The sequence below is a fragment of the Hamadaea sp. NPDC050747 genome (genome assembly GCF_040654195.1).
In the GTDB taxonomy this organism is placed as follows: domain Bacteria; phylum Actinomycetota; class Actinomycetes; order Mycobacteriales; family Micromonosporaceae; genus Hamadaea.
Window position 1 is genome coordinate 18,725 of the sequence record NZ_JBFAHM010000024.1, and the last position, 12,123, is coordinate 30,847.

The window sequence follows — 12,123 nt, forward strand, 5'->3', positions numbered from 1 at the left end:
GTCAGGCGCCCTCGGCCCTGCCCTGCCGCCAGTAGCCCATGAACGCCACCGAGCCCCGGTCGAGGCCGAACTCGGTGACCAGCGCTCGACGCAGGGTCTTGATGACCCCGGCCTCGCCGGCGAGCCAGGCGTACCGGCCGTCCGGGACGACCTCGGGGACCTCCCAGAGCAGCTGCTGATCGACGTCGACATCCTCCAACGTGGACGCACCGGCGCCGACCGGCACCGGGAGCATCCGCTCCGCGGCCGCGCGGACCGCCGCGATCAGCCGTACGCCGTGCGCCGCGCCGTCGCGGGGCAGCCACGTCACGGACACTCCGGCCGGGGCGGCGATCGGCAAGTGGTCGCCGGAGACCGGCACCTCCATCAGCGCGACGCCTTGCGCGTCGGCGGGCAGCCGTTCGAGGATCCCCGCGATCGCCGGTACGGCGGTTTCGTCCCCGGCCAGCAGCACGCTGCCGAGCACGGCCGGCGGGTGGAAGTCGATCCCGCCGTGGACGCCGCCGTACAACGCGTCCGGGCCGTAGACGGCCAGTTCGTCGCCCGGCTGGACCTCGCCGGCCCAGCGGGACGCCGGACCGGTCACACCGTGCAGCGCGACGTCGAAGTCCACCTCCGCCGGCTCCGTACGCACGGCGCGAACCGTATAGGTGCGGATCGGATTCTGCCGCTCCGCCGGCAGGGCACGCCATTGCGCGTACCAGTCGTCTGTGACCGGAAGATCGCGCACCCCCCGGCCGGGCAGCGGCAGGATGAGCTTGAACCGCTGGTCGTAGCCGTTGTCGGCGAAGTCGCGCAGCGACTCGCCGCCGAGCGTGACCCGGACGAAGGAGGGGCTGAGGGGCGTGACCCGGACGACGCGGACCGGGAAGAGGCGGAACGGCACACGGTGAGGATAGGTTAGGCTACCCTCACCGTGTCAAGCGCCTCCGGTCAGATCGACTTCTGATAGCCGCGGAAGCTGCGGATCGACAGGCCGACCAGTGCCAGCGCGAGGACGAGCAGCCCGCCGCCGAGCCGCGCGGTCGCCGCCCAGTCTGGACTCGCGCTCAGCGCAGTGCGGCCGATCTCGACCGCCCAGTTCACCGGGTTCGCCGCCGCGGCGTGCTGGATCCAGCCGGGCATCAGATCCCGAGCCATGAACGCCGTCGACAGGAAGGTCAGCGGCAGCAGCAGGAAGATGCTGAGGCCTATGATGGTCTCGCGCTGGCGCACGGCCAAGCCCATCGCGGTCGACAAGCCGTTGAACACCGTCCCGAGCAGTACGCACGCCGCCAGCAGCGCCGCGACGCCGCCGACGCCGCCCGGGAACTGCGCCCCGGCGAGCCACCCGAGCAGCACGATGATCAGCGACTGGACGATCGTGCTGACCGCCGCCTCGATGACTCCCGCGTTGACGATGGCGCTCCGGCGGATCGGGGCGACCAGGAAGCGGTTCAGCGTGCCGCGATCGATCTCGTCGATGGCGGCCATGCCGGACCACATGTTCGCCGAGACCGCGTTCATCACGACGACCCCCGGGATCAAATAGTCCAGATAGGACGACGAGCCGAAGCCGGGCAGTTCGACGATCCGCTTGAACAACGCCCCGAACAGGAACAGCCACACAGCCGGTTGCACCAGCGTGATGACGAGCACCGCGGGCTGCCGGAACAGCGCCTTGAGCCGCCGGTGCGTCATCCACCAGGTCTGCGTCAGCAGGTTCATGCCGCCACCTCCAGCGTCTGCTCGCCCACGTGCTCGTCCGTCTGCCCGGCCGTTTTCGCGCCGGTCTTCTCCGCGTCGAACCGGCGTCCGGTGTAGCGCAGGTAGACGTCGTCCAGCGACGGACGGGCGACGGTCACCGCCGCCACCGGTACGCCCGCCCGGTCGAGCGCGGCGAGGATGCCGGGCACGGCTGCCGCGCCGTCGTCGGCGCGGGCGCTGACCGTCGCACCGTCCACGGTGGTCTCGCGCACGCCGGGCAGCTCGCCGAGCACCGTCGCCACCTCGTTTCCGGCGGGCTGCCGCAGCCGCAGGTGAACGGCGTCGCCACGGAGTTCGCCCTTGAGCGCCTCCGGTTCGCCTTCGGCGACGACGCGCCCGTCGTCGACGATCGCCAGCCGGGCGGCCAGCCGGTCCGCCTCGTCCAGGTAGTGCGTCGTGAGGACCACAGCCAGCGAGTCGTCGGCGGCCAGCCGGGCGATCTCGGCCCAGAGGGCGGCCCGCGCCTCGGGGTCGAGCCCGGTGGTGGGCTCGTCGAGGAACAGCACCTGCGGGCGGTGCACCAGGCCCAGCGCCACGTCCAGCCGTCGCTGCATCCCGCCCGAGTACGCCTTGACCGGCCGCCCCGCCGCCTCGGTCAGCCCGAACCGATCCAGGAGTTCGGCGACCCGCTTCTTCAGGCCGGCGCCGGACAGCCCGTAGAGGCGGCCCTGCAGCATCAGGTTGTCCCGGCCGGTGGCGGCCGGATCGGCGCCCGAGCGCTGCGCCACCACCCCGATCACCCGGCGTACGCGATCGGGCTCGCGCAGCACGTCGAACCCGGCGACCGTGGCCGTCCCGCTGTCGGGACGTGCGAGCGTGGTCAGAATCTTGATCGTGGTGGACTTGCCGGCGCCGTTCGGGCCCAGCAGCCCGAACACCTCGCCCGGCTGGACGGTCAACGACAGCCCGTCCAGCGCCCGGACGTCGCCGGGATAGGTTTTGACGAGGGCCTCGGCCACGACGGCCGGCCCTGCGGTGTCTCGCATCTTCTCCTCCGGTGGGTACGCGTACCGGCACCGGCGAGACGGTTATCCTTGCTGGTGCGACCGGGCAATCGGGCCGCCTCGCGGTTCGGTTCGCTCTGGTTTGCCCCGGCGAGGTGTTGCAGCACCGCGCCGGGGCGCTTTTCGTCAGGCCGCCGGTCTCCCTTCGGCCGTCAATTCCTCCATGACGCTCAGCAGCTTGCTCGGGTCGGCTCCGTTCTCGTGCCACTCCCGCCACTGCTTCGCGCCCGGCAGCGTGCCGTCACGCAGTTCGCCGAGCAGCCCTTCGATCCAATCGGCCTCGGCTCGGCGTACGGCGAGGTCGTATTCGGCCTCCAGCAGGAAGATCCGGGGAACGGGCGCGGCGTCGAGTGTGGCCTGCGCCGCCGCGAGCTGCTCGGTCAAGTCGGCCAGCCGCTGCTCCAGCAATGCGACCACCTCGTCCGGCGGCAGTACGCCGATCAGCGACAGCCCCGCCTCGAACCGCGGGATCTCCCGCTCGGCGACGCCGACGATCTCCCGCAGCCAGTCGGTCAGCTCCGCCCGGCCGGCGTCGGTGATCTCGTAGACCGTCCGCTCCGGCCGCAGGCCCTGCCGCTCACTGTGGACCGCGCGGATGAAGTCGTGCTTCTCCAGGTTGCCGACGACGGTGTAGAGCGAGCCCCACTTGATCGGCATGTCCCGGTCCTTGCCGCGTTCCCGCAACTCGGTCGCCAGCTCGTAAGGGTGCATGGGCTTGGCGAGCAGGTTGGCCAGGATCGCCAGGGCCAGCATGTTGCCGACCTTGCGCCGCTTCGCCATCGCCCGCCCCCTGCTCTCGGGATACTCGTTGGCGAGTATACGTTGGCGAGTAAGAGTGAGCAACATTGGCGAATCCCTGGACGTTTGAGCCCGGCGGGACGAGGCTACGGGTGGAGATCACACTTCGACTGGAGACCACGACCATGACCTCAGGACCCGGCCAGCCGCCGGCGACCAAGCACAGCCCGTGGCTCATTCTCGGCGTACTCTGCCTCGGGTTCTTCATGATCCTGCTGGACACGACGATCGTGAACATCGCGATCCCGGACATGATCGACCGGCTCGGCGCCTCGCTCGATCAGATCCTCTGGATCCTCAACGCGTACATCTTGGTCTATGCGGTGCTGCTCATCACCGCGGGCCGCCTCGGCGACCTCTACGGTGCGAAACGGCTGTTCATCCTCGGCCTGATCATCTTCACGCTGGCCTCGGCGGCGTGTGGTCTCGCGCAGAACCCGGGTCAGCTCATCGCGTTCCGGGTGATCCAGGGCGTCGGCGGCGCGCTGCTGACACCACAGACCCTGTCCGTGCTGACCGTGATCTTCCCGCCGGAGCGACGCGGCGCCGCCTTCGGCATCTGGGGCGCGGTCGCCGGCGTCGCCACCATCACCGGCCCGACCCTCGGCGGCTGGCTCGTCACCAACTGGGACTGGCGCTGGATCTTCTACGTCAACGTCCCGGTCGGCATCATCGCCCTGATCATGGCCGTCATCGTCATGCCCGACCTGCGGCTGAACCGCAAACACCAGCTCGACTGGGTCGGCACCCTGCTGATCACCCTCGCCCTGTTCCTCATCTGTTACGGCCTCATCGAAGGCCAGTCGCACGACTGGGGCGCGGCCTGGGGCCCGATCACCATCCCGGAGATCATCGGCGCCGGCGTCATCGTCCTGGCCGTCTTCCTGTGGCAGCAGTACGCCCAGCGCGACCGGGAGCCGCTGGTCCCGTTCCGGATCTTCGCCGACCGCAACTTCTCGCTGATGAACTGGGTCGTGGCGGCGATCGCGTTCGGCATGCTCGGCCTGTTCCTGCCGCTGATCATCTACTTGCAGTCGGTGCTCGGCCTCACCGCGCTCCAAGCGGGCCTCGCCGTCGCGCCGATGTCGCTGGTCTCGATGGTCGTCGCGCCGTTCGCCGGGCGGCTGTCGGACAAGACCGGCGGCAAATGGGTGCTCTTCTTCGGCCTGAGCCTGTGGGTCGTCGGCCTGAGCATCGTGGTCTTCTCCGCCCAGGTGAACTCCAACCGCGGCGACCTGATCCCGGGCCTGCTCGTCGCCGGGCTCGGCCTCGGCTGCACGTTCGCGCCGCTGCAGACCATCGCGATGCGCAACATCCAGCCGCAGGTGGCCGGAGCGGCCTCCGGCATGATCAACACCACCCGCCAGCTCGGCGGCGTCATCGGCTCCGCGGCCGTCGGCGCGCTGCTGCAGAACCAGCTGGTCACCCAGCTCACCAGCAGCGCCGAGGAGAACGCGACCGCGCTGCCGGCGGAGCAGCAGAGCCGGTTCATCGACGCCTTCAAGGACGCCAGCTCCGGCAGCCTCGAAGTGGGAGCCGGCCAGAGCGGAGCCTCGTTGCCGCCCAACACTCCGCAGGCCATCGTCGAGCTGGCCCTCAAGACGTTCCACGAGGGCTTCACCGCGGCCATGAAGAGCACCATGGTGCTGCCGCTGATCGTGCTCGGCTTGGCGGCGCTGACCGTGTTGTTCGTCCGCAACAACGGCAAGGCGGTGACTCCACCCGCTCCTACGGCGACCGGCGCGGCCTCGCCCGAGACGACCCGCGTCGACTCCTGAGAAATCTTCTTCCGGCGGGGCGATGAGTTTTCGTCGCCCCGCCGGTATATCCGGACGTCCACTTTCACCGGCCCACCCCGGGCCACCGTGGCGTACCGGAAGGATCATCACGATGACCACCACGACTGTCGCGACCGACGAGGCCGCGATCCGTTCCGTGCTCGGCCGGATGTACGAGGCGTGGTCGGCGCACGACGCCGACGCGTTCGCCGACCTCTACACCGCCGACGCCACCGTCGTCATGCCCGGCCTGCTGAACGACGGCCGGGAGGCGATCCGCGAGTTCATGGCGGCCGCGTTCGCCGGCCGGCTCGCCGGTACGCAGGGCGTCGACGTGCCGCAGAAGATCCGGATCACCGGCGACACCGCTATCGTGGTCAGCCACGCGGGCACGCTGATGCCGGGCGAGACCACGCTGGCCGCCGAGCGGGAACGCCACGCCACCTGGGTTTTCGTCCGCGACGGCGGCGACTGGAAGATCGCGGCGTACGCCAACGCGCCGGTCCACCTGTAGGGAGTGAGCACGTGCCGGACTTCGAGACACGGGCCGAGCCGCATCGCCGGGAGCTGCTGGTGCACTGCTACCGGATGCTCGGCTCGATGCCGGAGGCCGAGGACGCGGTGCAGGAGACGTTCCTGCGGGCCTGGAAAGCCTGGGACCGCTACGACGAGCGCACCGCGTCCGTCCGCACGTGGCTCTACAAGATCGCGACGAACACCTGCCTCACCTTGCTCGAGGGCCGGTCCCGGCGGCCGTTGCCGGCCGGGCTCGGCGCACCGGGCGACGATCCGCGGGCGCCGCTGATCCCCGCGTTCGACGTCCCCTGGCTGCAGCCGTTCCCGGACGCCCGGCTGGGCGATCCGGCCGGAAACGATCCGGCCGGCGCGGTGGTCCGCCGGGGGACGCTGCGGCTGGCGCTGGTCGCCGCGCTGCAGCTGCTCCCGGCGCGCCAGCGGGCGGTGCTGGTGCTGCGGGACGTGCTCGACTTCAGCGCCGACGAGACCGCCCGGCTGCTCGACACCTCACCGGCGGCGGTCAACAGCGCGTTGCAGCGCGCCCGCGCCGGGTTGTCGGCCGCCGGGCCGGTCGCCGAGGAGATGGCCGAACCGGCGGACGGCGTACGCCGGACCGTCGACCGCTATGTCGAGGCGTTCGAGGCGGCCGACGTCGACCGGCTGATCGAGCTGCTCAGCGCGGACGTCGTCCTGGAGATGCCGCCGGTGCCGCTGTGGTTCCGCGGGGCCGCCGACTACGGCCGGTTCATGGCGCGCGTCTACGACATGCGCGGCCGGGTGTGGCGGATGGCGCCGGTGGGCGCGAACACCCAACCGGCGATGGCCGCGTACTGCGCCGACGAGGAGGGTGTGCTGCGGCTGCACACCTTGCAGGTCTTCACCGTCCGGGACGGGCGGATCGCGCACACCTACGTCTTCCAGCATCCGGAGGTGTTCGCGGCGTTCGACCTGCCGCCCGTCCTCGCCGGGTGACAGCGCCGATTCCGATGATCTCCGGAAGCTGACGTACGCAACCGGTGCCCGGTGAGGTACGTCAGCCTCCGGAGATCACGCGGCCAGCCTCAGTGGACGATGAACGTAAAGGTGTGTGCCGACTCCCCCGCCGGCGCGGTCACCGGCACGAGCACCCGGTACGCCGTGTCCGGCCGCCCGTGATGGTCGGTCGCCTCGACGACGTCGACCTCCACCGGCCCGGACGCCGGCCGAGCCCGCCCAGCCGAAGCGCGCTCCGAGCCCGACGCCGGGTCCGAGCCCGACCCGCGGTCCGAGTCCGACCCGCGGTCCGAGTCCGAGCCCGACGCCGAGTCGGGGCCGAGCGACAGCGTCACCGCGTCGTTCCAGGTGACCGCGTTGTCGGCGACGGCCGGGGCGTATCGGCTGACGAACACCTCGGTCAGCGGCAGCGGGCGGTCGGCGACGACCTCGTCGGTCAGCTCCAGCCGCCCGGTACGCCACCACCGGAACCGGCGGACCAGCCGCCGCAACCCGTCGACCTCGTACGCCGCCGTCAGGTCGAGGTCGAAGGCTATCCCGTCGGGCAGCACCTCGTGCCGGACGACTGTCGCGAGCCGGGCTCGGCCGGGTAGTTGCAGCTGTCCGTCGACGACGGGGATCGAGTGCGCACGCGCCGACGGATGAAGGTGGTCGTAGCGGGTCTCGCTGAAGTACGACCGGGTGTACTCCCCCGCGCCGAGGTCGGCCAGCACGGTGCGGCCGCGTACGTGCAGCAGGAACGCGCCGAGGTCGACGTGGTTGTGCGGCTCGTCGTTGTGCCCGCCCTTGGCGGCGAACACGGCGGTCGGACCACGGTCCACCGCCCAGGCCAGGTCGGGGAGGAAGTCCGAGTCGGCCGGCGGCGAGACCACGTCCGAAGGCCGATACCAAGCGAAGGTGCGGGCCAGGTGCGCCCATCGGTAGCAGTGGTCGTCGTGGAACGACGGGATCACCGTCGCGGGCGCGGTGCCGAACCGGTCGGCGAGCAGGCTGAGCAGGCCGGCGGGCAGCCAGGGGTGCTCGTCCGCGTCGGAGAACGGGGCGTACGCCCCACCGCCGAGCGCGGCGCGCGGCGGGAACCCGGCGATCTGCGCGACTTTGGGATCGTCCAGCAGGTCGACGCCGGTCTGCTCGTGGAGCATCGCGGCGTAGTAGACGAAGTAGCCGAATCCGTAGACCCAGTAGTTGACGCCTTCGGGGCAGCCGCCGTCGTCGCCGTAGCCGGCGAGGAACCGGTCCATCGCCTTCCCGCAGCGGTCCAGGATCAGCGTCCGGCGATCGGAGGGCGGCAGCAGCAGCATCGCCGCCATGCCGGCCGCTCCGGCGCAGACGGATTCCCAGTTGTTGCCGAATCCCTCCCACGCCAGCGGCCGCGGATCGGCCAACGGGACCAGCACACGACGCTCGACCTCTGTGCGTACCCGGTGGGCGACCAGCGGATCCAGGCGCGGACCGAGACCGGTGACGATCTCCGCGAGCGCGTGGGCGGTCTCGGCGGCGAACAGGTCGAGGGTCTGGTCAGGGCCGAAGCCCTGACCGTAGTGAATGTGCGCGGGCAGCGCCCACGTGTACTCGTCGCAGACCGCCCACAGCACGTCGGCGAGCCGGCTCACGTCGGCCGCCGGGTCGAGCAGCGCCTGCACGGCCAGCGCGTTGAGCCGCGCGCGCCGCTGGAAGTAGAGCTTCTCGTACCGCATGCGGTTGCCGGTCAGGAAGAAGTCGTTGTACGCCGCGAAGCCGAGCACCGGCAGCGGCGACTCGTCGCGCGTGGCCGCCTCGATGTCGCGCAGCAGGGACGCGAGCTGGCCGGGTACCGGTTGGAAAACGCTTTCCGCCATGCGGACGGACTCTACACCTCGATCGTGATGCGTATGGTGGGCACATGGCGGCGTCGCAGACGTTGGAGATCCAGGTCGGCTCGGTCGGGCGCGAGGTGACGATCACCCATCCCGACAAGGTGGTCTTCCCCGAACCCGGCCTCACCAAGCTCGACCTCGTGCGCTACTACCTGACGGTCGCCGACGGCGCCCTGCGGGGCGTACGCGGCCGGCCGATGATCCTCAAACGTTTCGTCAAAGGCCTCGATCAGGAGGCGTTCTTCCAGAAGCGGGCGCCGTCCACCCGGCCGGACTGGATCGAGGTCGCCGAACTCAAGTACGCCTCCGGCACCTCCGCTGAAGAAGTCGTCGTCCGCGACGCGGCCGGCCTCGCCTGGGTGATCAACCTCGGCTGCGTCGACCTGAACCCGCATCCGGTGCTGGCCGAGGACCTCGACCACCCAGACGAGCTGCGCATCGACCTGGATCCGGTGCCGGGCGTCGAATGGGGCCAGATCGTCGACGTGGCCCTGGTCGCCCGGGAGGTGCTCGCCGACCACGGGCTGACGGCGTGGCCGAAGACCTCCGGCTCCCGCGGCTTCCACGTGTACGCCCGCATCCGCCCGGACTGGCCGTACCCGAAGGTGCGTCTCGCCGCCGAGACGGTGGCCCGCGAGGTGGAGAACCGAGTACCCGACCTGGCCACCAGCAAGTGGTGGAAGGAAGACCGCGAAGGCGTCTTCGTCGACTTCAACCAGAACGCCAAGGACCGCACGGTGGCTTCGGCGTACTCGGTGCGCCCGACGCCGGACGCGCGGGTTTCGACCCCGCTGACCTGGGACGAGGTGCCCGGCTGCCGCCCGTCGGACTTCACCGTCGCCACCGTCGGCCCGCGCTTCGCCGAACGCGGCGACCCCTGGACGGGCATCGAGGACACCGCCGGCGGCCTCGACGGGCTGCTCGACCTGGCGAAGAAGCTCGGCCCGGCCGAGAAACCGCCGCGCGGCGCGTCGAAGGACGGCCGTCGCCAGTCCACGATGCCGCTGATCGAGATCGCGCGCGCCAAGACCAAGGACGAGGCACTGGCCGGATTCGAGCGGTGGAAGGAACGGCACGCCGACGTCGCCGCGCTCCTCGAACCGCCGGACGTGCTGGTCGACGGGATGCGCGGCCGCAGCTCGGTCTGGTACCGCATCCGCGTCAACCTCCAGCACGTTCCCGAGGCGCAACGCCCGGAGCAGGAGCCTCTCGAGGTCGACTACAACCCGTGGGCCGGGCTGGTCGATCCGCGCCGGACCGCCACCGACTGAAACGGCTTCTTGGGCGCTGGATCAGGGATCTGGGTCGAATCTTGCGCCATGATTCGACCGGGATCCCTGATCCAGCGCCCAAAGCGGAAAAGCGCCAAAAGCGGAAAGCGCCCGAAGCGGAAAGCGCCCAAGGCGGAAAGCGCGGCGTCATACCAGAGGACTAGGGCCGCGTGGCTCCCGGGTGTGACGCCGGTGCGGGCGGGCGACGGTTAACCTGCGGGTGATGAGCAGTTTCCTCGCCCGTGCGGCCCGTGACCTGCTGCGGACGGTGTGGGGCCCGGACCCGTCCGCGGCGCCGATCCGGCGGCCCGTGAAGCGTCGCTGGTTCACCCCACTGCTCAGGCCGGTCGGCCTGCTGGCCTGGATCGGGTTGACCGCGGTCACTCAGCGGTTCTATCAGGACAATCGTCATCTGGAAGGGCTGGTGGCCGCCGGGCTGGCCCTCCTTGTCATGGCGCCGATCCTGCTGGTTCGGGTCAAGCCGGTGTGGGCGTGGCGGCTGACCGCCGTCGGACTGGTCCTCGGCACCTATGCCCGGGCCGGCAATGAGGCCTGGCCCTGGGTGGTGACGCAGGTCCTGGTCGCGCTGATCGTGCTGTTCTATGTGTCGCTGCGCGCGCCGTTCGGCGTCACCCTCTGGTCCACCGTGATCACCTGCGTCCTCTTGTGGTCGCTGGTGCCCACCGCCAACGGCGCGAGCGCCACCCTGCTGGTGGTGGCCGTCGTCATCCTCGGCGAGCAGGTCCAGGTCCGCCGCCGCGCCCAGGCCGAGCTGCACGTCCAGGAGGAGCGCAGCGAGCTGGCCGAAGCTCGGCGCGCGCTGCTCGAGGAACGTGCCCGCATCGCCCGCGAGCTGCACGACGTGGTCGCGCATTCGATGTCGCTGCTGGCGGTGCGCGCCGAGACCGCCCCATACCGGCTGCCGGAGCTGCCCGACTCGGCCCGCGCGGAGTTCATCGAGGTCGCGGCGTCGGCCCGGCAGACTCTGGTCGAGTTGCGGCGGATGCTGGGCGCCCTGCGTACCAGTCCGGGCGAGCCGGAACGCGCCCCGCAGCCCGCGCTGACCGACCTGCCCGAGCTGATCGGCACCGCGCGGAACGCGGGCCTGCGCATCGAGGCGGACCTCACGCTCGACGGCGACGTGTCGCCCGCGACCGGCCTCGCCGCCTACCGCATCGTCCAGGAGGCGCTGTCCAACGCGGCCCGCCACGCCGCGGGCACTCAGGTCCACGTGACCGTCCAGGTCCACGGTGGTCTTCTCGATCTCCTGATACGCAATGAGCCGGGGTCGGAGCCCGCGACGCTCGGCGGCAGCGGCCACGGCCTGCTGGGCATGCGCGAGCGGGCGCTGGTGCTGGGCGGCACGTTGCGGGCCGAGCCGACCGCCGACGGCGGTTTCGAGGTGGCGGCGACGCTGCCGGTGGGGGAGGCGGAGTGACGGTACGCGTGATGGTGGTCGACGACCAGCAGATGGTGCGCGAAGGGTTCGCGGCGCTGCTGGGCGCGCAGCCGGACATCGAGGTCGTCGGGCAGGCGGCCGACGGCGTGGAGGCGGTGGCGCTCGTCCGCTCCCAGCGCCCCGACCTGGTGCTGATGGACATCCGGATGCCCCGGATGGACGGGCTCGCCGCGACACCGCTGGTCGTCGCGGAGGGCACGCGGGTGCTCATGCTGACGACGTTCGACCTCGACGAATACGTGTACGCCGCGCTGCGCGCCGGAGCGAGCGGGTTCCTGCTCAAGGACGCTCCGGCGGCCGAACTCGTCCACGCCGTACGCGTCGTCGCCGCCGGCGAGGCGCTGCTGGCCCCGTCGGTGACGCGCAAACTCATCGAGGAGTTCGCCCGGCGACCCGACCAGCAGCGCACCGCTCCCCCGTCGTTGGGCGGCCTGACCGCCCGGGAGACCGAGGTGCTGGCCCTGATCGCCCAAGGACTGTCCAATCAGGAGATCGCGGCTCGGCTCGTCGTGGCGGAGCAGACGGTGAAGACGCACGTCGGCCGGATCCTGGCCAAACTGGATCTGCGCGACCGGGCGCAGGCCGTCGTGGTGGCGTACGAGTCGGGCCTGGTCACCCCCGGCTCGGCGTGACCCTCCTCTCCCTTTGGCGTGATCATTGCGCCAGCCATGCTGTTTCGCGTGGCAAAATGTCCGGCGTAAC

At 70.9% G+C, this 12,123-nt stretch carries 11 protein-coding genes; 6 read left to right on the forward strand and 5 right to left on the reverse strand.

The window, feature by feature from the left end; all coding sequences use genetic code 11:
* Position 1 precedes the first annotated feature (1 nt).
* The 4 genes from AB0H43_RS37465 to AB0H43_RS37480 form a co-directional block, all read right to left on the reverse strand.
* A complete protein-coding gene (locus AB0H43_RS37465; protein WP_360007987.1) occupies positions 2-886 on the reverse strand; it encodes a siderophore-interacting protein in 885 nt (294 codons plus the stop codon).
* 47 nt (positions 887-933) lie between these two features.
* The gene (locus tag AB0H43_RS37470) at positions 934-1,707 is read right to left on the reverse strand and encodes an ABC transporter permease (RefSeq protein ID WP_360007990.1); all 774 of its coding nucleotides are present in this window, start codon (positions 1,705-1,707) and stop codon (positions 934-936) included.
* Positions 1,704-2,732 (reverse strand): ATP-binding cassette domain-containing protein, encoded by a 1,029-nt coding sequence (locus tag AB0H43_RS37475; protein WP_360007993.1) that lies wholly within the window; start codon positions 2,730-2,732, stop codon positions 1,704-1,706. Before AB0H43_RS37475 ends, AB0H43_RS37470 begins: the two co-directional genes overlap by 4 nt.
* 144 nt (positions 2,733-2,876) lie before the next feature.
* On the reverse strand, positions 2,877-3,530 hold the full coding sequence (locus AB0H43_RS37480) for a PadR family transcriptional regulator (protein WP_360007995.1): 654 nt from the start codon (positions 3,528-3,530) through the stop codon (positions 2,877-2,879).
* Between the two features lie 110 nt (positions 3,531-3,640).
* Between AB0H43_RS37480 and AB0H43_RS37485 the strand changes: the two genes are divergently transcribed.
* The 3 genes from AB0H43_RS37485 (at position 3,641) to AB0H43_RS37495 (ending at position 6,814) form a co-directional block, all read left to right on the forward strand.
* Positions 3,641-5,326, forward strand: coding sequence for a DHA2 family efflux MFS transporter permease subunit (locus AB0H43_RS37485; RefSeq protein ID WP_360007998.1), 1,686 nt, complete (start codon positions 3,641-3,643; stop codon positions 5,324-5,326).
* Between the two features lie 112 nt (positions 5,327-5,438).
* Positions 5,439-5,840 carry an SgcJ/EcaC family oxidoreductase gene (locus AB0H43_RS37490; protein ID WP_360008001.1) on the forward strand — a complete coding sequence of 134 codons (402 nt, stop codon included), beginning with the start codon at positions 5,439-5,441 and terminating at the stop codon, positions 5,838-5,840.
* A gap of 11 nt (positions 5,841-5,851) precedes the next feature.
* Entirely contained in the window at positions 5,852-6,814 is a 963-nt protein-coding gene (locus AB0H43_RS37495) for an RNA polymerase subunit sigma-70 (protein WP_360008004.1), read from the forward strand.
* Between the two features lie 89 nt (positions 6,815-6,903).
* Here AB0H43_RS37495 and AB0H43_RS37500 read toward each other — a convergent pair whose 3' ends face one another.
* Positions 6,904-8,673: a heparinase II/III family protein gene (locus tag AB0H43_RS37500; RefSeq protein ID WP_360008007.1), complete on the reverse strand. Its 1,770-nt coding sequence runs from the start codon at positions 8,671-8,673 to the stop codon at positions 6,904-6,906.
* 44 nt (positions 8,674-8,717) lie between these two features.
* On the opposite strand from AB0H43_RS37500, the gene ligD reads away from it, so the two are divergent.
* The 3 genes from ligD (at position 8,718) to AB0H43_RS37515 (ending at position 12,053) form a co-directional block, all read left to right on the forward strand.
* Complete coding sequence (ligD, locus tag AB0H43_RS37505) at positions 8,718-9,962, forward strand: non-homologous end-joining DNA ligase (protein ID WP_360008010.1); 1,245 nt, start codon at positions 8,718-8,720, stop codon at positions 9,960-9,962.
* A 223-nt stretch (positions 9,963-10,185) separates the two neighbouring features.
* On the forward strand, positions 10,186-11,400 hold the full coding sequence (locus tag AB0H43_RS37510) for a histidine kinase (protein ID WP_360008013.1): 1,215 nt from the start codon (positions 10,186-10,188) through the stop codon (positions 11,398-11,400).
* A gap of 11 nt (positions 11,401-11,411) precedes the next feature.
* Entirely contained in the window at positions 11,412-12,053 is a 642-nt protein-coding gene (locus AB0H43_RS37515) for a response regulator transcription factor (RefSeq protein WP_360008117.1), read from the forward strand.
* Positions 12,054-12,123 lie beyond the last annotated feature (70 nt).

Bases quoted from the DNA above. Each gene is read 5' to 3' on its own strand.
- AB0H43_RS37510 (WP_360008013.1), top strand. From the start codon at position 10,186: ATGAGCAGTTTCCTCGCCCGTGCGGCCCGTGACCTGCTGCGGACGGTG.
- AB0H43_RS37515 (WP_360008117.1), top strand. From the start codon at position 11,412: ATGGTGGTCGACGACCAGCAGATGGTGCGCGAAGGGTTCGCGGCGCTG.
- ligD (WP_360008010.1), top strand. From the start codon at position 8,718: ATGGCGGCGTCGCAGACGTTGGAGATCCAGGTCGGCTCGGTCGGGCGC.
- AB0H43_RS37470 (WP_360007990.1), bottom strand. From the start codon at position 1,707: ATGAACCTGCTGACGCAGACCTGGTGGATGACGCACCGGCGGCTCAAG.
- AB0H43_RS37475 (WP_360007993.1), bottom strand. From the start codon at position 2,732: ATGCGAGACACCGCAGGGCCGGCCGTCGTGGCCGAGGCCCTCGTCAAA.
- AB0H43_RS37500 (WP_360008007.1), bottom strand. From the start codon at position 8,673: ATGGCGGAAAGCGTTTTCCAACCGGTACCCGGCCAGCTCGCGTCCCTG.
- AB0H43_RS37490 (WP_360008001.1), top strand. From the start codon at position 5,439: ATGACCACCACGACTGTCGCGACCGACGAGGCCGCGATCCGTTCCGTG.
- AB0H43_RS37480 (WP_360007995.1), bottom strand. From the start codon at position 3,530: ATGGCGAAGCGGCGCAAGGTCGGCAACATGCTGGCCCTGGCGATCCTG.